This is a genomic window from Burkholderia sp. 22PA0099 (assembly GCF_047497165.1).
Taxonomy (GTDB): domain Bacteria; phylum Pseudomonadota; class Gammaproteobacteria; order Burkholderiales; family Burkholderiaceae; genus Burkholderia.
This window is the reverse complement of record NZ_CP163165.1, coordinates 2,161,313-2,183,115: the sequence shown is the minus strand read 5'-3', so window position 1 is coordinate 2,183,115 and position 21,803 is coordinate 2,161,313. Positions and strand designations below refer to the sequence as shown.

Genomic DNA, 21,803 nt, shown 5'->3' with positions numbered 1-21,803 from the left:
CGCACCGTGGAAACTCGCACACCATGACCCGTCGCACGGCCGCCGCCCGCGCCGCCGAAGCCCTGTTCGTCGCCCTGATGGGCACCGCCGCGCTCCAGAGCGCGCAGGCCCAGACCGCCTCTGCCGCCTCTGCCGCCTCTGCCGCACCGACCGCCCAAGCCGCTCCGGCCGCCGCAGACGCTGCGCAGCCGGTGACGGCCGCCCTGCCCGCCGTGTCGGTCAAGGCCAAGGCCGAGCCGGGCGAACTGCCCGCGCCCTACGCGGGCGGTCAGCTCGCGCGCGGCGGCAGCGTCGGCGTGCTCGGCACGGCCAACGTCATGAACCAACCGTTCAGCACGACGAACTACACGGAAGAACTGATGCGCGACACGCAGGCGCGCACCATCGCCGACGTGGTCGTCAACAACGCCTCGGTGCGGGCCGAGCAAAGCTCGGGCGGCTTCGGCGACGTGTTCCAGATTCGCGGTTTCGACGTGCAGGCCACCGACGTGGCGCTGAACGGCCTGTACGGCATGGTGTCGGCCGCGCGCGTGCCGGTGAACATGCTGGAGCGCGTGGAAGTGCTCGAAGGCCCCGGCTCGCTGGCCTACGGCATGGGCCCGGGCGGCAGCGTGGGCGGTGCGATCAACATCGTCAGCAAGCGCGCCGACGACACCCCGCTCACGCGCCTGACCGCGCTTTACCAGACCAAGGGCCAGTTCGGCGTGGCCGCCGACATCGGCCGCCGCTTCGGCAGCGAAGGCCAGTTCGGCGTGCGCTTCAACGGCCAGATCAAGGACGGCCAGACCGGCATCGCGCACGGCAACCAGTTGCAGGGCGACAGCGCGATCGGCCTCGATTACCGCGGCAAGCAACTGCGGTGGTCGTTCGACGCCTACAACGTGTCCGAAAACACGGACGATCTGAGATCACAGATCGGCTTCGGCACCGCCACCGCGGTGCCGGCCGTGCCGTCGGCGTACAGCACCTTGTTCCCGGGTGCGCAATTGAAGCTGCGCGACACCGCGCTGATGACGCGCGCCGAGTACGACATCAACCAGTACGTGACCGTGTACGGCGCGGCGGGCGAGCACTACGGCACGTCGGCGCAGAACTTCCCGTATGCGTCGGGCCTGACCTCCAGCGGCGCGTTCGATGTGGTCAACGGCTATTACGACCAATACACGCGCACCAAGACCGTGGATGCCGGCTTCCGCTTCCACTTCGATACGTTCGGCGTGAAGCACACGCTGGTTGCCGGCGTCACGAGCCTGAATCAGGAAATCGGCTATTTCTACGCCTATGGCGTGAATTCGGTTTCGTCGAACCTCTACAACCCGGCGCCGCTGCCCTCCGTCGGCCTGCCGCGCGGCGACATGCAGCGCAGCAGCCAGACGCACCTGAACAGCCAGCAGGTGATCGACACGATGTCGTTCTTCAACGACCGCGTGCTGCTGACGGGCGGCTTCCGCCGCCAGACCGTTGGTCAGGATAACTACGATCCGACCTCGGGCGCGTTGCAAAGCACGATCGACCAGCAGGCCATCACGCCGCTGGCCGGCTTCGTGGTCAAGCCGCTGTCGAATATTTCGGTGTACGGCAATTTCACATCCGGCCTGTCGGTCAGCAGCCCGGCCCCGGCCGGCTCCGCCAACGCGGGGCAAGGGTTCGCGCCGTACAAGTCGAACCAGTACGAAGCCGGCGTGAAGGCCGATTGGGGCCGCGTGATGACGCAGGCCGCGATCTTCCAGATCTCGCAGCCGAACGCCGTGACCGACCCGGTCAGCAATATCTACAGCTACAACGGCATGACGCGCGTGCGCGGCCTCGAACTGTCCGCCTACGGTCAAGTCACGCGCGACCTGCGCGTGATGGCGAGCGCGACGTTCTACGACCCGAAGGTGTCGGGCACCGCGGGCGGCACGCAGGATGGCAACGTGGCGGGCGGCGTGCCGAAGTTCGCGTTCAATTTGGCGGCTGATTACGATTTGCCGTGGGTGCCGGGCTTGAGCGTTAATGGCCGCATCATTCATACCGGTGCGCAGTACTACGATTCGAGCGACGCGCTGCGCTTGCCGGCGTGGACGCGTTACGACGTGGGCTTGCGGTATGCGACGCGCATTGCGTCGAAGGATGTGGTGCTGCGGGCGAATGTCGAGAATATTTTCGGCAGCCGGTATTGGATTCAGCAAGGGACGTATGTGACGAATGCGGCGCCGCGGACGTTGTTGTTGTCGGCGCAGTTTGATTTTTGAGTGTGGGGGTATGAGAAGATGGGCGGCTTTGGGCCGCCCGTTTTTGTTATTTGCCCAGACCTTCTGGCGAACGCCTATGCCTGAGAATTGGAAAGCACCGACACAAAGGGATCGAGATCATCCGAATCATCTTCCATTAAAATCACCAGCTTTCCTGCGGAAATATTTTCCTTGAAGGCCTTTTCTATTTCTTTTCGGATGTCCGGATCGGTCAGAGCCACATACAGCTTCTTTCCAGCGTCGAGCAGCGGCTTGAACTCGTCCACCGTATCCAGAGCAAGCGTCATCATTTCGACACGGCGAATATCGACGTAAACATCCCTGCACTCCGGATGTACGTAGATGGCAGGGCATTCCCTCTGGTCCACCTCCGCCCGACACTTTTCCTTTGTGCCCGCCAAAGTCGGGTGCGGGTTATCGATATCGAACTGTATGCCATTGGCCCATTTGGCATGCGCTTTACTTTTGATCGTTACCTTGCCTTGCTTGACGTGATCCCTCTGAAACGCCCTCAAGGCGATCATCCCGCCACGCCCATCAATTTCATCGGACAGATTTTCGAGCAGGTACGGTTTCCCGTCGTCATGGAAGACAACCCCGCTCGGAAGCACGTTGACACGCACCCTATTAGCCCGGCCATGTTCAATTGCATTCAACGCCAATTCTTTTATCACGACACATAGTTTTTGCGCCAGATATGGCGAGATCGATTCGCTGCCGGTATAGAAGTCGATGACGGAATCCAGCCCTCGAAGAGCATGATTGACCTCAACGGCAAGCTTGCCTTCATTCCCGAGCAAATCCTTGCGCAGCTCGAATGAGTGGCCTCGAATAACGTCCGCGAAGCTTTGCACGGCTTCCTTGCGTTCGTCATTAAGCGGAATGGCGGGCAAACCACGCAGGAATACTTGCGCCGCTTTTTTCGCTGCGTCGTCCTGCGCTTCACGATCGAATTCATCGTCGCCGTAGTCGGACACCGCTTTGATCACGAGCCAGGGGATCGACTTGTTATGGCACGACGGCACGACGGCAAACCCCTCCATTTCCCCGCCATGCGCGGCAGGAAATTGGGCAAGGAGTTCCTCGCGAGCTTGTGTTCCTTTGTATAGCTGCTCTTCGGAAAGCATCGTCGCCGGCGCGATCGAGTCGACACCTGTGAAGCCTTGCACGGCTTCGTCAGGCAGGGTGGTCTCGAACGTCTTCGGAATGACGGCGGTCACGCCCGACTGCTCGGCAACAGAACGATTCACCGAAACAAGCGTGCCACTCACTAAAACACGACCAATCGATACCCGTTGAGGATTCCCCCAGCACACGCCGCAAAGCACTACGGCGGCTGGCGTGGGATATCGTTCGTTGGCAATGAAATCGCTTAAAAAACGCGAAGCCGCACCCGATCCGGAGAAAGCGCCATCGCCATCGAGCACCAGCACGACTCTGTCGTCAGCAACGCACAAGTAGGCTCGATGCGAATCATGTTGCGTAACCAGCTTCCGACTTGCCTGCATGACATCAAGCACCGCTTTTCGCTCATGCGAATTGGTCGTGAGCACCACGACAAATGCGCGATCGAGAATATCCCTATAGGCCTTAAGATGAAGCACGCTCACCTCTAAAAATTCTGATTTTTAATTAAAATTCGCTGCTTGAAAGAGACATTAAAACCACCCCAACGCCCGCTCCACCCCACGCCGCGCATCCGCCTCCACCACCGCATCATGCGCAACGATCACCCGCGTAAACGGCCAGGCCAGAATCCGCTCCGCACTGACCCGCGCGGCGGCACGATCCTTCACCGCCATCCTTACCGTGCGCGGCACGGCCAACTGCGTCCTCACCCCCGTCAACGACGCATACAAGCGCGACGCCAACGGCAACTCCCCCCGCCACCACTGGCACAGGTCCGTCAGGATCAACGTGCCGGACGCGCGATGCAGCCAGACCGTTTCGTTGCCCAAAGGAATGCCGTCGAACGGAATCTGGTCGAGATCGTCGCGCCATTCCGGCTCGACCTCGCGGCCCAGTTCGCGCAGATTGCGCAAATCAGGGCGCTTCTTGCCGAGGCCGCGCACGCCGTACAGCGCGGCGTCCGGAAACGCGGCCGCACAGTCACCGGCGAACAGATGATGCATTTTGTTAGGCGCCACGATGTAGCGCACCGTGCCGAGCGCCGCGAGTTGCGCGCGCACGTCGGGCGACAGCGGCACCGGGGAATGCAGCCACAGCGAGCCGTCCTTGAAACGAACGACCGTCATGCGCGACGTCACGCGCAGGCCGCTTGCCGTAAAGCTGTGGGGGAGATGCCAGAGATCGGGCGCGATGGCTTCGAGCATGGTGGGTCGGGTCTCTCGTTGTCTTGTGTGTCGCGTCGCAGGCAGCGCGCGAGGTGTCGGTCGATGCCGGAGCGGGCTTGTGACCCTGCCCGGCGCCAGCGAGCATCGCATTCACCATCAGCACAAGTCAATGCCGATCGATCGCGCGCTCAACGCCGCTTGCGCACGGCGCCCGCCCACGGCGCCGTGGCGAACTCGTCGGCCATCCAGTCGATGAACGCGCGCACCTTGGCCGGCGTGTATTGCGCGGACGCACGCACGACGTGCATGACCTCGTCGCCCGTCACGTCCCAACCGGGCAGCACGGTCACGAGGCGGCCGTCGCGCAGCGCGTCGGCCACGATCCAGTCGGCGCTGAACGTCACGCCGGTGCCCTGCAGCGCGGCATGAAACGCCGCGTCGATGTCGTCGGTGGCGAGCCGCGAACGCGTGCGCACGGCCTGCCGTTCGCCGCGCCGCGACAGATGCCAGACCGGATGCGAGGCCATCGGCGTGAAGCCGATGCACGCGTGCTGCACAAGGTCGCGCGGGTGCCGAATCGGCGCATGCGCAGCCAGGTAAGCGGGCGACGCGCACAACAGCCGGCGCATGCCGAGCACGCGCCGCGCGACGAGCCGGCTATCGTCCAGCCGCCCGATCCGCACGCCCGCATCGAAGCGCTCGGCAATCAGGTCAACGAAACGATCGGTGAAGCTGGCCTCCACGTCGAGCGACGGGTAACGCGCGAGAAACGCGGGCAGGCGCGGCGCGATCCAGCGCCGCCCAAATCCGGCGGGCAGGCTCACGCGCAGCAGGCCGGTAGGCGTGGCGGCCAGCGAACGCGCCTCCTCCTCGCCGGTGCGGATCAATTGCATCGCCTCCTGCACGCGCTCGCGCAGGCGCAAGCCCGCCTCGGTGGGCGACAGGCGGCGCGTGGAGCGCTCGACGAGACGCGTGCCGAGACGCGTCTCCAGCGCCTTCAGCCGCCGCGAGATCACGGAGCTGTCGCGCCCGAGCTGGCGCCCGGCCGCCGTAAAGCTGCCGGTTTCGAGCACCGCCAGCAACGCGCCGATTTCATCCGATTCCGTGCCGTTCATTACTGCACTCCATGCAAGGGTGTCGTGTTTTCGCGATCGATTATAGGGTTTCGCCACCCCTAACATGGAGGCTCGATTTCATCAGGAGCCAACCATGCGTGCGTATCGATTGACCACCGGCGACCCTTTTCAACTGACGCTGGACGAAGCCATCGCGCCACGCCCGGCGGCCGACGAAGTGCTGATCCGGCTTCACGCCGCCGGCCTCAACTACCTCGACCTGATGGTGGCCTGGGGCCGCTTCGGCAACACCGCGCCGCCGTTCGTGCCCGGCACCGACGGCGCAGGCGAGATCGTGGAAGTGGGCGAACGCGTGCGCGGCTGGGCGCCGGGCGAGCGCGTGATGGCAGGCGCGTTCGTCGACTGGCAGGCCGGGCTGCCCAGCGCGGCCAACGGTGCGCGCATTCGCGGCGTCACGATGCCCGGCTCGCTGGCGGACTACGCCGTGGTGCCGGGTGGCGCACTGGTTCGGATTCCCGACGGCATGCCGTACACGCAGGCGGTCACCTTGCCGATCGCGGCCACCACGGCCTGGAACGCGATCGTCAAGAGCCGCACCGGCCCGGCCTCGACAGTGGCGCTGCTCGGCACGGGCGGCGTAAGCCTGTTCGCGCTGCAATACGCGAAGGCGGCCGGTGCGCGCGTGATCATTGCTTCGTCATCCGATGAAAAACTGGCGCGCGCACGCGAACTGGGCGCGGACGTGCTGATCAACTACCGCACCCGCCCCGCCTGGGACGAGGCCGTGCTCGACGCCACCGGCGGCGAAGGCGCCGACCTCGTGGTGGAGACGGTGGGCGGCGGCACGTTCGCGCGCTCGATCAACGCGGCGAAGATCGGCGGCACGATTTACGTGGTGGGCTTCATCGGTGGCATGGACGTGACGATGCCGGTGCTGCCCGTGATGATCAAGACGCTGAACATCCTCGGCAGCCAGACGGGCTCGACGCACGACCTCGAAGGCGCGGTGCGCGCGCTGCATCAGAACCGCATCGAGCCGGTGATCGATCGGGTGTTCCCGTTCGAGGCAGCGCAGGAGGCGTATCGCTATCTGGCCTCGGGGGCGCACTTCGGCAAGGTGATCGTCGATTTCGGGCGGGAAGCGGCTTGAAGCCGTGCCCTGAAACTTCGCCTCAGGTGCGTAGAAACGCGGCAAGCGCCTCGAAGCGCCGCCGCGTTTCATCCTCGAACAGGCGAACCACGATCGGCTTGCCGTGCCGGTCGAGCCAGTTGGGGCGCAGGCTGAAGCGCACCGTGTAGATCAGGTCCGACTGGCCGCCGCCGAGGTCGCGATGGCGAATCGAGGCGGTCCAGGTGCGGAAGATGCCGGCCGGTGCAACCAGCGTGGCGGCGGCCAGCAGCGGCGGCTGGTAGGACACGAAACGCGTGCGCAGGCAGAACAGGCTTTTCCAGCCGCGCCCGACGTTGACCGAAATCGCGCCGACATGCGGATAGCGATGGCCGCCCTCCACGCCGGCTGTCTTGAGCAAGGTGTCCCAGCGCAGCCGCGTGTCGTGGTTGTGGAACGCTTCGAACACCTCGGCCGAGGTGGCGGGCATGCGGAACGTCAGGCGGCTGATCATGGCGGCAGTCAGTGGCCGGCGGCGGCCAGCAGCGCCTCGACCAGCGGCTTGCCGTGCAGGCTGTCGAGCCAGCGTGCCGGCAAGCCCGCCTCGCCATGCACGAGGCCGGCCAGGCCGCCGGCGATGGCGGCGGTCGTGTCGGTGTCGTTGCCGAGCTGCACCGCACGCTTGATGCACGCCTCGAAGCCGTGCGTCGACAACAGGCAATGGATGGCCGACCAGAAACTGTCGACCACGTAACCCGAGCCTTGCGGCGCGTCGAAGCGGCCGTCGAGCACGATCTTCAGTTCGGCTTCCTCGACAGTGCCGGCGCAGCGTGCCAGCAGCACGTCTTCCGCCGCGCGCACGGCATCGGCCGCGCTCAGGCCGTCGAGAATCTCCATCGCCGTCACCGCATAGAGCGCGCAACACAGTTGCGAGCGCACATGCCCGTGCGTGACCACGCTCTGCTTGCGCGCCAGCGCGATCGCTTCGTCATGGGAAGCCGCCACCAGCACCACCGGCAGGCAGCGCATCAGCGAGCCGTTGCCGTTGTCGCGCTCGCCGTCGGGGCCGGCCTGCGCGGGCGCCACGCCGGCGCTCAGTTGCTGGAGCGCGCGCTGCGTCTGCAGACCGACGTCGAATACCTTGCCGTCGGGCGTGAACGCGCCGCGATGGAACCAGTCGCGCAGGTTGCCGGCGAACGTATCGAGATCGAGCGCGCGGTCGCGCCGCAACGCGTCGAGCAGCGCGAGCGCCTGCGCGCCGTCGTCGCTCCAGGTGCCGGGCGGCACGCCGTGGTGCGCGCGCTCGAAACCGGGCGGCGGCGTCATGTCGATATCGCCGGGGCTCAGGTGGGAAAGCGAGGCGGCGCTGTGGAATTCGTAAGGAACGCCAAGGGCATCGCCGAGCAGCAGGCCGTAGAGGCCGCCGCGCAGGCGGCAGATTCGGAAGGGCGCAGGCGTGGTCATGCGGGGAAGTCGAGAGTGCCAATGGCACACATCATCGCCGAAGTCGCGCGGTTCGACCAGCGCACCGAGCCGGTGTGCGGACGGATCGAGAGCCGCGCCGTGACGCTCATCGAATCGGCTTCGCCGCTCAGATCAATCCGAGCCGCGTGTTCACGCGCACGCTCTGCGTAACGTCGAGCGCGGCCGCCGCTTCTCAGGCACGCCCCAACGCCGCCTCCGCATGCTGTCTGACCCGTGCCACGGCCGGCGCGCTGCGCGACGGCGCATCGTTCGCCACCACGCTCGCGCCGCCCTTCGTCTTCAGCTTCACCGGCTGCGCCGTGCGCGGCACGCTGACGCCGGCCAGTTCGCAGTACAGATCGATATACCGCGCAACCGGCCCCGCCCAACTCGAATCGCGCTGCATCGCATTGCGCTGCAAGACACGCCAGGTTTGCGGCTGCGCGAACCGGTCGAACGCGCGACCAAGCGCCTGCACAATGTCCTCGGCGCGTTCGCCGTCGAACAGGAAGCCGGTGGCATTGCCGACCTGGGCCTGCGGATCGGCACACGTGCTCGCGTCGCGCAGCGGCGCATCGACGATCGTATCGGCCAGCCCGCCCACGCGCGACGCCACCGGCACCGTGCCGTAGCGCATCGCATAGAGCTGCGTCAGCCCGCACGGCTCGAAGCGGCTCGCGTGCAGCAGGATGTCGGCGCCCGCATGCAACCGGTGCGCGCGCGGTTCGTCGTAGCCCACGTGCACGCCGAGCCGGCCCGGCCACTGCGCCGCCAGCCGTCGCAATTCCCGTTCGATGCCGGCTTCGCCCTGCCCCAGCACCGCGAACTGCGCGCGCGGCCAGCGTTCGAGCGCGTCGCCGATCGCCTCGCACAGGCGGTCGGCCAGCTTCTGCGTGGTCAGGCGGCTGCCGATCGCCACCAGCGGCGCGAACGGATCGATCTGCAATCCGTAACTTTGTTGGAGCGCCTTCTTGCAGGCGTGCTTGCCGGCCAGATCGTCCACGCCGTAGCACTGCGCGAGCGTGTCGTCGTGCAGCGGGTCCCACAGCGCATCGTCGATGCCGTTGACGATGCCCGACAGCTTGTCGAGATGCGCGCCGAGCACGCCTTCCATGCGGTTGCCGAAGCGCGGCGTCAGGATCTCCTGCGCATAGCGCTCGCTGACGGCCGACAGGCGGTCCGCATAGACGATCGCGGCCTTCATGCAACTGAGCATGCCGTAGAACTCGATGCTGTGCGGCTCGTTCGGCGCGGCCGCCAGCAGCTCGGACGGAATGCCGGCGTACGGCGCGAGCCCCGGCGGATAGTTGCCCTGGAACGCGAGGTTGTGGATCGTAAACACGCTGCGCGCCCGCGCGCCGGCCAGCTTCATCAGCAGCGGCGTGAGGCCGGTGTGCCAGTCGTGCGCATGCACCACGTGCGGGCGCTTGACGCCGCGCACGCCGGAGGCGATCCGTGCCGCGGCGGCCGACAACGAGGCGAAACGCACGAAGTTGTCGACGTAGTCGCGGCCGCCCTCGTCCTGGTAGAGGCCGCTGCCGCGATGGCCATACAGGTGGTTCATTTCGAGCAGCAGCACGGGCACGCCGGTATCGGGCATGGTGGCGCGCCAGAGGCGCGCGTCGCCGCCGGGCAGATCGCGGATCAGGCCGATCGGCGTGGGCGCGACGGCCTGCTCGAAGGCGCTTTCATAACCGGGCAGCAGGATCGAGACATCGACGCCGCGCCGACGCAGCGCGCCGGCCGACGCGCTGACCATATCGCCGAGGCCGCCGCTCTTGGCAAGCGGCGCCGCTTCGGCGGCAACCATCAGGACGTTAAGCGACAAGGTAGTTCCCCAAGGTGCGTGCAAGTAAGTAATGCGCGAAGCGAACGTCGACGGAAGCGGCGGTGCGGCGCGAAGGCGATGGAATGCAACGCCTAGGCTTTAGCAAACTCCAAGCCAGCTTCGCGGCGGACGCTTAAAAAAGATGCCGAAACACGGCGCAAGCGCGCCGCGCAAGGGCGCGCGTGTTGCAGCGCAAAACAAGGGGCGGAAGACGCCCGAAGCGCCGCGAAACGAGGCCCGTGTAGTTTTGACAGCGCTCGATCGGGCGCTTGTAGTTTTCGCCAAAGCACGCTGCCCGAGCACGGCCGGCCACGCAAAAAAGGCCTGCCGATCGCCCGGCAGGCCTTGTTCGACGCCTGTGCAATGCTTGGGAGAACGGACGACCTTGCCGCTACCAGCGCAGCACGCGCCGCCCGAGCGCGCCGCCGATCAGCGCCGGCACCAGCATGCCGACCGGATACCAGACGGCCCAGAACGGCACGGCCATCTCGGGGCAGCGCAGCGAATAGACCAGCGCGCCGATCGCGCCGGCCAGCAGCCCGGCTACGCGGCCGGCCGCCACCGGCCGGGTGGCGGCCAGCCCGCGCATGGCGCACAGCAGCACCACCAGGGCCGGCACCGACAGGCCGACGATATAGAGCGAACAGGTGCGCCAGGTGCGGCCGAGCACGAGATCGACGCGCGCCTCGGCCGGCGTGACGGCCAGCACCAGCGCCGCCGCCACCGCCACCACCGCCACCGGCAGCGCCAGCGCAAACCACGCGCGCCCGACCGGCATGCCGGGCCGCGACAGCCGCGCGCCCACCCACACGGCGGCGAGCGTCATCGAGGTGGGCAGCATCACCTTGGCCCAGAACATCGGCCGCGCGAACGCCGCGGCGATCCGCAACGTGTCGCCCCAGATCGCCGGCAACAGCAGCAGCGCGGCGGCCAGACCGGCCGCCACGGCCAGCCCGAGCTTGCGGCCGACCTCGGCGCGGCCCGGCGGGCGCGGCGCGTCCACCAGGTTCATGATCAGCTCGTCAGTCTTCATTACGGTCTCCTGCGCATTTGCCTCGAATTTTCGCCGCGAGCGCCTTCAGCCCGCGGTGCACGCCGACCTTCACCGCCGATTCCGACAAGCCGGTGGCGCAGGCCGTCTCCGCCACCGACATGCCCCACAGCCGCATGTGCTCGATCGGCACGCGCTGGCCGTCGGGCAGCGTCGCCAGCAGTTGCGCCACGTCGCGGCGCGCGTCGGCGGCCTCGCTGCCCGATTCGACGAACAGGTCGCCGTCGTCGTCGAGCGGTTCGTGCAGCGCGTCCCAGCGGAACCGCGCGCGGTGATAATCGGCCACCTTGTAGCGCACGATCGCACTGATCCAGGCCGTCAGCGGCACGTCGGGCCGGAACGTTTCGAGCCCGTTGTGAACCGCCATCAGCACTTCCTGCAGCAGATCCTCGACGTCCTCGTCGCGGCGGCGCAGCCTGGCCCGCAGGCGGGCGCGCAGCACCCGGGTCAGCTCTTGCAGGAAATGGCGATAGGCGGCCTTGTCGCCTTCGATCGAGCGCAGCAGCAGCGCGGTCAGGCGGCGTTCGGCCTCGGAAATCCCGGCGGCTCCGGCGCGCCGGGCGGCCGGCGCTTCGCCCGGGCGCGGATCGAGGGCCATCGTCATGGCGGGCGTGGACACGATGCGTCGGCTCCGTGCGAACGCCGCGTCAGGCCGACACGCCGCGCGCCGCACGCGGCGCCGCGCCGAGCCGGGCGTACCAGGGCCGCAGCAGGCGGTCCACCGAGAACGGCCCGGAACCGCCGAACATCAGCGCGACGATGCCCGCCACGTACAGCAGGTCGGCCTCGACGCCGGGCGGCCCGAACTTCGGCACGCCGTTCACCACGTCCATCAGCTTGATCGACGTGAAGCCGTATTGCAGGTGGACGGTGGCCGACGCGACCAGCAGCACCGCCAGCATCGGCCACGCCACCAGCGGCACGAACGCGCCGGCCAGCACGGCGAGGCCGCCGCCGAGTTCGATCGCGATCGTCGCCCAGGCCATCAGGTGCGGCGCGGGCACGCCGAGCGCGTGCAGGATCGCCGCGAAATGCTCGGGATTCTTGAGGATTTTCGCGTAGCCGTGCGCCAGGTAGCCGTAACCGACGATCGCGCGCACCGGCAACGGCGCCCAGGTCTGGCAGCGTGCGGCCAGCCAGGTCGGGTCGAATAGTCGGGAAAGCGAACGAAACGTCGTGGCGGGCATGGCGGCATCCTGTGTCGAGAGGCGGAACGCGCCGTGATGCGGCGCTGGTCTCCAACAGATCGTTTCGGATGCCGATCCGGTTACACGACGCGGAAGATTTTTCGCGGATTGGCGGGCGGGCGCGACCCGACCCGCGCTGCAAGGGCCGGAACGCCCCGGCGCCCTCGCCCGCTGCGGCTACAATTGGCGTTTGCCGCGCGCATCGCACCGCGCCGCGGCACCGATCCGACCGGCGCAGCCTCCGACACCATGAGCATCAAGCACGATTCCCAGCCCGAACCGGGCGCCCCCGTCCGCATGGCCGACGTCGCGCGCCTCGCGGGCGTCTCGAAGATGTCCGTCTCGCGCGTGCTGACCGGGCAGCATGTGAGCGACGCCACGCGCGCCGCCGTGATGGACGCGGTGCGCCAGACCGGCTACGTGGCCGACGCGGTGGCCGGCGCGCTGTCCTCGGGCCGCGCCAATATCGTCGCCGTGATGGTGCCGTCGCTGTCGAGTTCGAACTTCGCCGAAACGGTGCGCGGCCTCAACGAGGTGGCCGAAACACGCAACCTGCGGCTGCTGCTGGCCAACACCGAATACCAGGTCGAGCGCGAGGAGGCGCTGATCGCCTCGCTCCTGAGCCACCAGCCGCGCGGCATCGTGCTGACGGGCGGCCACCACACGCCGCGCGCACGCGCGATGCTCGAACAGGCGCGCATTCCGGTGATCGAAACGTGGGAGTTGCCGGCCGATCCGATCGACCGCGTGGTGGGATTCTCGAACGAGGAAGCGGCCGCCGCGATGGGCGGCTACCTGTATCAGCGCGGCTATCGCCGCATCGGCTTCGTGGGCGGCACGACGCGCCTGGACTTGCGCGGCCTGGCGCGCCGCAACGGCTATCTGGCGGCGGTCAAGGCGGCGGGCCTGCATGCGCCGCGCGAGGCCACGCCGGCCGACGGCAACACCAGCATGGCCCACGGCGTGGCGATGGAAAACGCCGCCGCCGCGCTGACCCGGCTGCTCGCCGAATGGCCCGACACCGATGCCGTGATGTGCACCAGCGACATCCACGCGTTCGGCGTGATCATGGCCTGCCAGCGGCTCGGCCTGAAGGTGCCCGACGATATCGCCGTGGCCGGCTTCGGCGATTTCGAACTGGCGCGGCACTGCTACCCGTCGATCACCACGGTATCGGTGGACGCCTACGGAATCGGCCGCTCCACGGGCCTCTCGCTGCTGGCGGCGATCGACGCCAGCGAACGGCCCAACGCATCGCGCCGCGAAACGGCCTCGTCCAAGGCGCAGCGCACGCTGCACGACGCGCCGGCCCTGATCCGTATTCCTTACGAAGTGGTGGCGCGCGAAAGCGCCTGAGCGCAAGGCCCGATCGGCCGGATCAGCGGGCCGCCACGCCCGCCTTCACGTCAGGCCGACGCTTTCGGCAAATGCGCCGTGAACTCCGTCACGAGCGGCTCGCCGGCTGAAAACGCATCGAGGTTGGCGCGCACCAGCCGCGCCATCGCCGCGCGCGTTTCCACGGTCGCACTGGCGCGATGCGGCGACAGCACCACGTTCGGCAGCGCCAGCAGGCGGCGGTCGATGGCCGGCTCGTTCCAGAACACGTCGAGCGCCGCGCCGCGCAGGCGCCCGTCGCTCAGATAATCCACCAGCACCGGTTCGTCGAGAATGCTGCCGCGCGCGATATTGATCAGGAATCCGTTCGGTCCGAGCGCCTCGAACACCTCGGCGCCGATCGCGCCGCGCGGGATCTGATCGGCCGCCGCGCACACCATCAGGAAATCGACGTTGGCCGCCAGCGCCGCCGCGCTGTCGTGGAAGGCGTACGGCAGGTCGTCGAAGCGCGCGCGGTCGTGATACGCGATCTGCATGTCGAACGCCGCCGCGCGCCGCGCCACCGCGCGCCCGACCCGCCCCAGGCCGATGATGCCGAGCCGCTTGCCGTACATCCGCGAGGTCAGCGCGAAATGCTCGCGGCCCCACTCGCCGGCCCGCACGCGCGCATCGTTGGCGGCGATCTCGCGCGCCAGCGCCAGCATCAGCGCGAGGCCCAGGTCGGCCACGTCCTCGGTCAGCACGTCGGGCGTATTCGTCACACGAATGCCCTTCGACGCGGCGTGCTTCAGGTCGATCGCATCCACCCCCACGCCGTACGACACGATCGCCTCCAGCTTCGGCAGCGCATCGATCAGCGCCGCGTCCGCGCCGGCCTCGCCGTTGGTGGCCAGCACCCGCACTTGCGGCGCGAGTTCGGCCAGCAGCGCGGCCCGATCGGGCGCATCGGCCAGCACATGCAGCGTGTAGCGCTCGGCCAGCACGATCATGTCCGCCTCGGGATATCGGGTAACAACCAATACGGGTTCCTTGGACATACACGTCTCCTTTATGTTAGATTTTGCATCACTTGGTTATCGATAACCAAGTGTAGCCGAAGCCGCTCGAACGATGGAAGACGTTTCGATCACCGAAGCGATTTCGCCGCGGCCGGACGCGCGCCAGGATCGGCACGCGACAACAAGAAGCCGGACATGGAGACAGACAGATGACGACCCACCGTGACGCGTTCACGCCCGTGACGCAGTCTGATGCCGCGAGCGCGCGGCCCGATTCCCCCGACGCGGGCGCCGCCGCGCCGGTCAGCGCGCAGCAGCTACGCCGCGCGATCCTGACGAGCGCGGTGGGCAGCGCGCTCGAATACTACGATTTCGCCATCTTCGGCCTGGCCACCGCGCTGATCTTCAGCCGCGTGTTCTTCTCCTCGTTCGATGCCCATGCGGGCCTGCTCGCGAGCTTCGCCACCTACGGCGTGGGCTTCCTCGCGCGACCGCTCGGCGGCGTGTTCTTCGGCTCGCTGGGCGACCGCAAGGGCCGCAAGTTCGTTCTCCTGATGACGATCGCCATCATGGGCGTATCCACCACGCTGGTCGGCCTGCTGCCGGCCGGCCCGCTCGGCGCGGTCGGGCTGATCGTGCTGCGGCTGATCCAGGGCTTCGGCGCGGGCGCGGAACAGGCCGGCGCCTCGACGCTGATGGCGGAAGTCGCGCCGGTAAAGCGGCGCGGCTATTTCGCGGCGCTGCCGTTCGTCGGCATCTTCGCGGGCTTCGGCATCGCCACCGCCACCTTCAGCCTGATGCAGCACTCGATGGATACCGCCACGATCCTGGCCTGGGGCTGGCGCCTGCCGTTCCTGGCCAGCGTGGTGCTGATCGCCGTGGCGATCTGGATCCGCCTCAAGCTGCGCGAAAGCCCGGCCTTCGCCGCGCTCGAAAGCGGCCATCAGGTGGCGCGCTCGCCGATCCGCCAGGTCGTGCAGCACGCGCGCCGGCCGGTGCTGGCGGCGGTGCTGATGCGCCTCGCCGAACAAGGCGGCTCGACCATCTACACCACCATCGTGATCGCATTCCTGGGCGGCACGGTGGCCACCCGGCTCGGCCTGCCCAGCGCGCAGCTCGCGAAGATCGGCACTTCGTGCGCGATCATCGTGACGCTGGCCAGCGTGATCACCACGCCGCTGTTCGGCGCGCTGTCGGATCGGTTCGGACGCAAGACCATCTACCGCGCCGGCGCGATCTTCATGCTGGTGTGGGCGGTGCCGGCCTGGTGGATGATCAGCACCGGCGACCCGCTGTGGGTGGGCATCGCCATGTTCGGCGGCTTCGCGCTCGGCGCGAACAGCATGCTCGGCGCGCAATGCGCCCACTTCGCCGAACTGTTCGGCAACCGCTACCGCTACTCGGGCGTGGCGCTCTCGCGCGAGATCGGCGCGGTGCTGTCGGGCGGCCTCGCGCCGATCCTCGGCATCTACCTGATCGGCCTGACCGGCGGCTCGTTCTGGGTGATGGGCATCTACACGGCGGTGCTGTCGGCGCTGACGCTGGTGGGCGTGTGGCTCTCCACCGAAACGCGCGGGCGCGACCTGACCGATTTGAACGATGCGGTGAACTGAACGTTTTTCTATCGGGCCGTGGCGCGCCGCGCGTGCCGGGCCGCAACCTCGGGAGTCGAACATGAATGAGAAGGTCGCCCTCGTCACCGGCGCCAGTTCCGGCATCGGACGCAGCGTGGCGCTGGGCCTGCTGCAGGCGGGTTATCGCGTGGCGCTGGCCGCGCGCAAGCTCGACGCGTTGCAGGCGGTGATCGCCGAATCGGGCGCGCAGGACCGCGCGCTGGCCATCAGTTGCGACGTCGGCGACGAAGCCGCCGTGGCCCGGCTGTTCGAGACGATCGAGGCGCGCTGGGGCCGGCTCGACCTGCTGTTCAACAACGCCGGGGTGTTCACGCCGCAATGCTCGATCGAGGAGATGCCGGTGGCGCACTGGAAACAGGCCGTCGACATCAACCTGACCGGCGCCTTTCTGTGCGTGCAGGGCGCGTTTCGCCTGATGAAGCAGCAAAGCCCGCGCGGCGGCCGGATCATCAACAACGGCTCGATCTCCGCGCATGCGCCGCGCCCGCAGGCCGCCGCCTACACGGCCACCAAGCATGCGATCAGCGGGCTGACCAAGGCCGCCTCGCTCGACGGCCGCGCCTACGACATCGCCTGCGGGCAGATCGACATCGGCAACGTGGTCAGCGACATGAGCAGCCTGATGGCGCAGGGCACGCTGCAGGCGGACGGCTCGCTGAAGGTCGAACCGCGCATGAGCATGGACAACGTGGTGCGCGCGGTGCTCTACATGGACAGCCTGCCGCTCGACGCCAACGTGCTGTCGATGACGGTGATGGCAAGCCACATGCCGTTCGTCGGGCGCGGCTGATCGCGGCACGTATCGCCCGCTTCGTGACGCGGCCATGGACTCGGCCATGAAGCGGCGATGACCCGCCTCTCGCGATCGATCAACACGATCAACATTTGAAACGGTTGCGCGGGGCGGCCCGCGTCGCTATCGTGAGAGGCTTTCGCAGCACCGCCCCCGGCCGCCCCTCTCGTGAACGCTTCCTCCCCCGCTTCTCCCGCCCTGAGCTTCCGCGACGCGCTGCTCGCGATGCTCGGCATCGGCCTCGTCAACATGCTGGTGGCGCTCGACCAGACGGTGGTCAGCACCGCGCTGCCGTCGATCGTCGCCGATCTGCACGGCTTCGAGTACTACGCGTGGATCGCCAGCGCCTACCTGCTCGCCTCGGTGGTGACGGTGCCGATCTTCGGCCGGCTCGGCGATTACTTCGGGCGCAAGCATTTCGTGGTGGCCGCGGTGTTGGTGTTCACGCTGGCTTCGGTGCTGTGCGCCGCGGCCGTCGACATGCGGATGCTGGCCGTGGCGCGCGCGCTGCAAGGCGTGGGCGGCGGCATGATGGTGGGCACCGCGTTCGCGTCGATCCCCGACCTGTTCCCCGACCCGCGCGAGCGGGTGCGCTGGCAAGTGGTGCTGGCCGCCACCTACGGCATCGGCACGGCCGCCGGGCCGTCGCTGGGCGGCTGGCTCAGTCAGCATTTCGGCTGGCGCTCGACGTTCCTGATCAACGTGCCGGTGGGCGCGCTCGCGCTGTACTTCATCGGGCGGCACCTGCCGATGATCGTGCGCCCGCGCGAAGGCAAGGTCCGCATCGACTACACCGGCGCGCTGCTGGTGGCGATCACGCTGGGCTGCCTGCAATTCCTGATCGAGGCGCTGCCGGTGCATGGCATCGGCACCGGAACCTTGACGCTGGCGGCCGTGGTGGTGCTCGCGTTCGTCGCGTTTCTGGTGTGCGAGCGGCGTGCCACGCATCCGATCGTGCCGCTCGATCTGTTTCGCGATCCTCAGCTTGTCACGCTGTTCCTGCTGTCGACGCTGGCCGGCTTCGTGATGTTCTCGCTGATCTTCTTCGCGCCGCTGCTGCTGCAGGGCGGCTTCGGCCTCGATCCGCAAACGGCCGGCCTGCTGGCCACGCCGATCGCCGCCTGCATCGCGCTCGGCAGCCTGATCAACATCCGCATCGTCACGCACCTGAAGAAGCCCACGCTGATCCTGTCGATCGGCTTCGGGCTGCTCGCCGCCGCCTCGGCCACGCTGGCGCTAACCGGCGCGCTGACGCCACGGCTGATCCTCGAAGTGGCGATGGGCGCGATCGGCATCGGGCTCGGCTTCATCCTCAACAACCTGAACATCTTCAGCCAGGAGATCGCCGGGCGCGAGCGCTTCGGCATCACCACCGCACTGCTGCAATCCACGCGGATGGTGGGCGGCATGCTCGGCACCAGCATCCTGGCAACCATCGTGCAGCACCGCTATGCGACCGGCGTGGGCGAGGCCCTCAGCGTGCTCGGCCCGGACACCGCCGCGCGCTGGCTCGCGCAACTGGCCGACCCGCGCGTGCTGGTCGATCCGGGCGTGGGCGAGGCGCTGCTGGCCAAGCTCCACGCGGCCGGGCTGGACGGCGGCGCGCTGCTCGAAGCCGCGCGGCGCACGATGGTGCAGTCGATCCACATCGGCATCGCGCTGGCCGGTTGCGCGGCCGTGGCCGCCGCGTGGCTGGTGCGCCGCATCGCGCATATCCGCTTCAGCAAGGCGCCGACGGCGGCCACGCAAAGCGCCGAGTAGTCCGGAACCATCGGCACTGCGGGCCGTCGTGCTTGGGTGCTGCTTCAGTTCCGCGCCAGTTCGAACGGGAACGCCGCGCGGCCGGTTTCCACGCCCTTCGTGTTGCGCATCGGCGGGCGATGGAACACGGCCAGCGCCGCGCGCTGTTCGGCCATGCCGATCGCGAGCCTGTCGAGCACCTCGCAGACGATCATCGCCAGCACCCCCACGTTGCCGTCCTCCACCTTGACCGACACGCCGATCGCGCCCGCCGCGCCGAGCCGGCGCGTGGCGTCCGAGGCGCGAATCCCCACCCCGTAGCAGCCGTCCGCGCCGAGCTTGCCGACCAGTTGGCCATCGAACGCCTGCATCAGTTGCGTGCAGAAGCGCCCTTCGCCCGCAACCAGTTCGGGATGGCGCGTCATCGCGTGATAGAGCCGCGCCAGTGCAGCGCGGCGCGCGGATGCTTCGGCATCCTCAACGCCCTCGCCGGCTTCGGCGCGATCGGCCGCGTCGGCCAGCTTCATGTAGATCCGCGCGAGGCGATCGAGCGCGAACGCCGGCGTCGGCAGGTTGCAGCCGTCCACGCCCCAGGCCACGGCGTCATCGGGCAGATCGCACACCTCGGCCATGGTGCGCTTCACACGCACCTGCATCGGATGCGTGTCGAGGTGGTAATCGGCCAGCGCCGCGCCGATCGCGCGCGCGCCGGCCAGCATGCCGGCGTGCTTGCCCGAGCAGTTGCTGCACACCGCGCGCGGTTCGATGCCGCGCCGGACCCAGTCGCGCCAGACGGCGTCGGAGATCGGCGTGTGCGGGCCGCAGCGCAGGTCGTCCTCGCTCGCGCCGAGCTTGGCCAGCATCGCCTGGGCGCGCTCGACGTGGCGCGGTTCGCTGCTGTGCGAGGCGCACATCAGCGCAAGATCGGCCTCGTCGAAGCCGAAGCGCTCCAGCGCCCCGGTTTCGAGCACGGCCAGCGCCTGCGCCGGCTTGGCCGCCGAACGGGCCAGCGTGATGCGCAGCGGGTCGCCGTGGCCAGCGAGCAGCCGGCCTTCGGTGTCGACCACGGCGATGTGCGCGTGGTGGAGGTTTTCCAGCGCGTCGCCGCGCCAGGTGGTGACGGCGGGGGACGCTGCGGTGGCGTGGGTCATGGGAGGTCTCCGGGCGAAGGGGGTTGCGGTTCAGCGGCGGCACGACAGGTGACGGCTGGCGGCTCGTCGGGCAGTGTAGCGGCTCGCCGCGCATGGCGGGGGGCTGCCTTGGCCTTTCTCGACGCCGTTGCCTGGCCGCGTTTCCGGCAGGCAAGGGTTCGTTCGGCGGGGCGTTAGTTGTGAGTTTTCCGCGATGCTGGGACGATAGCGTCCAGGGATGCGGCGGCCCGTGCCGCGTTCTCGCGATGACAATCTGACAATCGATCCCCCCGCGCACCTTCGGCCCGCAGTCGCGCGAGCCGTGCGCACTGCCAATGGAATTCACCATGCTTCTGCACCTGTCGACCTGGTCCGAAATCGAGGATTACCTGAAACGCAGCCGCACCGTGGTCGTGCCGATCGGCTCGAACGAGCAGCATGGCCCCACCGGCCTGCTCGGCACCGACTGGCTCTGCCCCGAGATCATCGCGCACGAGGCGCAGACCTCCGCCGACATCCTGGTCGCGCCCACCTTCAACATCGGCATGGCGCAGCATCATCTCGGCTTTCCCGGCACGATTTCGCTGCGCCCGAGCACGTTCATCGCGGCGATCGGCGACTGGGTCCATTCGCTGGCCGGGCACGGCTTCGAGAAGATCCTGTTTCTGAACGGGCACGGCGGCAACGTCGCGTCGATCGAGGCGGCGTTCTCGGAGATCTACGCGCAGGCCAGTTTCGCGCGCCGCCGTTGCGGGTTCGCGCTGAAGCTGCGCAACTGGTGGGACCTGGACGGCGTGTCCGAGATTGCGCACCGACAATTCCCGACCGGCCACGGCGTGCATGCCACACCGTCGGAGATCGCCGTGACGCAGTGGGCGCTGCCGCACACCATCAAGCAGGCCGACTATTCGCCCGAGATCGCGCCGATGGGGCCGATCCGCGAGGCGCTGGATTTCCGTGCGCGCTTCCCGGACGGGCGGATGGGTTCGAACCCGAAGCTGGCGTCGCAGGAGAAAGGCGGCGAGTTGGTGGCGCGCGCCGCGCGGAGCCTGGTGGCGGAAGTGGCCGCGTTCGCGGCCGAGGTGGTGCCGGGGTGAGGGGTGCGGCGTGGTTCGGATGGTGCGGTGTGCGAACGATGCCGGGCTGCGCCACATCGCAATGAACCGACACGTCGTTCGGGATGAGGACGTTGACAGCGAGCGCCAATATGGCCCGAATGGAACGCCCATGACGGATATCGACTTTGAGGCCCATCACGGAAACGCCAATCCACACGCGCACAATCGGGACGGCATCAACCGGCATCATGGCTGGCCGGTTTCAATACTTCCATAGACCCACTCATGACGATTGCAGAATCACTAGAACAGTTCGGGCACTTCCACGATTGGTATTTGGACACCGTCACCGTTGCACCCAACGAACCACGCACGCTGACGCTCGGCCTGTATCTCGACAACAGGCGTGCAACCCTCACCTTTGAAGGGGTGACCTGCGTTTGCCTCGAAAACTGGGGCTTGCTGAACATCGTGTACGCGATCCGGCTGCTGCGGCCGGATGACGAACGCTTCGCACAAGCGCGAACCGTACTGGCAAAGGGAGAACGCCTTACCGATCGACGCGCGGCAAGTCTGGTCTATTTGTACGCCACCCTCGGGGCCGAAATCGCGGTAGAGCTTGATTCGATCAGGATCGCATCTGCGTGAATTAGCTCCAATCGGTCGCTGTCGATCCCGCCTAGGCCGCCGGGCTCTTGGTCAGCCACCCCCGGAAATCTGAATCGGTCATCGATTCGATAACAAAAATAAAATCGAATCATCGATGGGCAATCCAATACTCGATAGAGATCGCCACTCGCTCCGCAATTCCCTCAACCTCGCCCACCTCGATTGAAATAAAATCGTAAGCTTCACCCCCACCGAGCGCCCTTC

General features: G+C 67.7%; 19 protein-coding genes. 8 read left to right on the top strand and 11 right to left on the bottom strand.

Annotation, left to right across the window (positions count from 1 at the left end):
* Positions 1–23: 23 nt before the first annotated feature.
* Positions 24–2,234: a TonB-dependent receptor gene (locus AB4851_RS25385; protein WP_414449277.1), complete on the top strand. Its 2,211-nt coding sequence runs from the start codon at positions 24–26 to the stop codon at positions 2,232–2,234.
* Positions 2,235–2,308: 74 nt separating this feature from the next.
* Here AB4851_RS25385 and AB4851_RS25380 read toward each other — a convergent pair whose 3' ends face one another.
* The 3 genes from AB4851_RS25380 to AB4851_RS25370 form a co-directional block, all read right to left on the bottom strand.
* Positions 2,309–3,844, bottom strand: a complete 1,536-nt coding sequence (locus tag AB4851_RS25380; RefSeq protein ID WP_414449276.1) for a hypothetical protein — start codon at positions 3,842–3,844, stop codon at positions 2,309–2,311.
* 48 nt (positions 3,845–3,892) lie between these two features.
* Positions 3,893–4,567, bottom strand: coding sequence for a DUF4336 domain-containing protein (locus AB4851_RS25375; protein ID WP_414449275.1), 675 nt, complete (start codon positions 4,565–4,567; stop codon positions 3,893–3,895).
* Between the two features lie 149 nt (positions 4,568–4,716).
* The gene (locus AB4851_RS25370; protein ID WP_414449274.1) at positions 4,717–5,643 is read right to left on the bottom strand and encodes a LysR family transcriptional regulator; all 927 of its coding nucleotides are present in this window, start codon (positions 5,641–5,643) and stop codon (positions 4,717–4,719) included.
* A 94-nt stretch (positions 5,644–5,737) separates the two neighbouring features.
* Between AB4851_RS25370 and AB4851_RS25365 the strand changes: the two genes are divergently transcribed.
* On the top strand, positions 5,738–6,754 hold the full coding sequence (locus tag AB4851_RS25365; RefSeq protein ID WP_414449273.1) for a zinc-dependent alcohol dehydrogenase family protein: 1,017 nt from the start codon (positions 5,738–5,740) through the stop codon (positions 6,752–6,754).
* Positions 6,755–6,776: 22 nt separating this feature from the next.
* Here the strand turns inward: AB4851_RS25365 and AB4851_RS25360 are convergent, their stop codons facing one another.
* The 6 genes from AB4851_RS25360 to AB4851_RS25335 all read right to left on the bottom strand — a co-directional run bounded on the left by AB4851_RS25360 (position 6,777) and on the right by AB4851_RS25335 (position 12,242).
* On the bottom strand, positions 6,777–7,226 hold the full coding sequence (locus tag AB4851_RS25360; RefSeq protein WP_414445296.1) for an SRPBCC family protein: 450 nt from the start codon (positions 7,224–7,226) through the stop codon (positions 6,777–6,779).
* 8 nt (positions 7,227–7,234) lie between these two features.
* Positions 7,235–8,176 carry an ADP-ribosylglycohydrolase family protein gene (locus tag AB4851_RS25355; protein WP_414449272.1) on the bottom strand — a complete coding sequence of 314 codons (942 nt, stop codon included), beginning with the start codon at positions 8,174–8,176 and terminating at the stop codon, positions 7,235–7,237.
* Positions 8,177–8,369: 193 nt separating this feature from the next.
* The gene (gene glgA / locus AB4851_RS25350; RefSeq protein ID WP_414449271.1) at positions 8,370–10,004 is read right to left on the bottom strand and encodes a glycogen synthase GlgA; all 1,635 of its coding nucleotides are present in this window, start codon (positions 10,002–10,004) and stop codon (positions 8,370–8,372) included.
* 391 nt (positions 10,005–10,395) lie between these two features.
* On the bottom strand, positions 10,396–11,037 hold the full coding sequence (locus tag AB4851_RS25345) for a DUF1109 domain-containing protein (protein ID WP_414449270.1): 642 nt from the start codon (positions 11,035–11,037) through the stop codon (positions 10,396–10,398).
* On the bottom strand, positions 11,027–11,674 hold the full coding sequence (locus AB4851_RS25340; protein ID WP_414449269.1) for a sigma-70 family RNA polymerase sigma factor: 648 nt from the start codon (positions 11,672–11,674) through the stop codon (positions 11,027–11,029). The genes AB4851_RS25345 and AB4851_RS25340 overlap by 11 nt, the downstream gene beginning before the upstream one ends.
* 28 nt (positions 11,675–11,702) lie before the next feature.
* A complete protein-coding gene (locus AB4851_RS25335) occupies positions 11,703–12,242 on the bottom strand; it encodes a DoxX family protein (RefSeq protein ID WP_414449268.1) in 540 nt (179 codons plus the stop codon).
* A gap of 297 nt (positions 12,243–12,539) precedes the next feature.
* On the opposite strand from AB4851_RS25335, the gene AB4851_RS25330 reads away from it, so the two are divergent.
* Complete coding sequence (locus AB4851_RS25330; protein WP_414451942.1) at positions 12,540–13,598, top strand: LacI family DNA-binding transcriptional regulator; 1,059 nt, start codon at positions 12,540–12,542, stop codon at positions 13,596–13,598.
* A gap of 50 nt (positions 13,599–13,648) precedes the next feature.
* Here the strand turns inward: AB4851_RS25330 and AB4851_RS25325 are convergent, their stop codons facing one another.
* Positions 13,649–14,614, bottom strand: a complete 966-nt coding sequence (locus tag AB4851_RS25325; RefSeq protein ID WP_414445304.1) for a 2-hydroxyacid dehydrogenase — start codon at positions 14,612–14,614, stop codon at positions 13,649–13,651.
* A gap of 170 nt (positions 14,615–14,784) precedes the next feature.
* Between AB4851_RS25325 and AB4851_RS25320 the strand changes: the two genes are divergently transcribed.
* From AB4851_RS25320 to AB4851_RS25310, 3 genes are all read left to right on the top strand, one after another.
* Complete coding sequence (locus AB4851_RS25320; RefSeq protein WP_414449267.1) at positions 14,785–16,188, top strand: MFS transporter; 1,404 nt, start codon at positions 14,785–14,787, stop codon at positions 16,186–16,188.
* A 61-nt stretch (positions 16,189–16,249) separates the two neighbouring features.
* Positions 16,250–16,999, top strand: a complete 750-nt coding sequence (locus AB4851_RS25315; RefSeq protein WP_414445306.1) for an SDR family oxidoreductase — start codon at positions 16,250–16,252, stop codon at positions 16,997–16,999.
* A gap of 228 nt (positions 17,000–17,227) precedes the next feature.
* A complete protein-coding gene (locus AB4851_RS25310) occupies positions 17,228–18,763 on the top strand; it encodes an MFS transporter (RefSeq protein WP_414451941.1) in 1,536 nt (511 codons plus the stop codon).
* Positions 18,764–18,807: 44 nt separating this feature from the next.
* Here AB4851_RS25310 and AB4851_RS25305 read toward each other — a convergent pair whose 3' ends face one another.
* On the bottom strand, positions 18,808–19,893 hold the full coding sequence (locus tag AB4851_RS25305) for an asparaginase (protein ID WP_414449266.1): 1,086 nt from the start codon (positions 19,891–19,893) through the stop codon (positions 18,808–18,810).
* 326 nt (positions 19,894–20,219) lie between these two features.
* On the opposite strand from AB4851_RS25305, the gene AB4851_RS25300 reads away from it, so the two are divergent.
* Both AB4851_RS25300 and AB4851_RS25295 read left to right on the top strand, forming a co-directional pair.
* Positions 20,220–20,969: a creatininase family protein gene (locus AB4851_RS25300; protein WP_414449265.1), complete on the top strand. Its 750-nt coding sequence runs from the start codon at positions 20,220–20,222 to the stop codon at positions 20,967–20,969.
* 246 nt (positions 20,970–21,215) lie between these two features.
* Entirely contained in the window at positions 21,216–21,578 is a 363-nt protein-coding gene (locus AB4851_RS25295; protein WP_414449264.1) for a hypothetical protein, read from the top strand.
* The last annotated feature ends 225 nt before the right edge of the window (positions 21,579–21,803 follow it).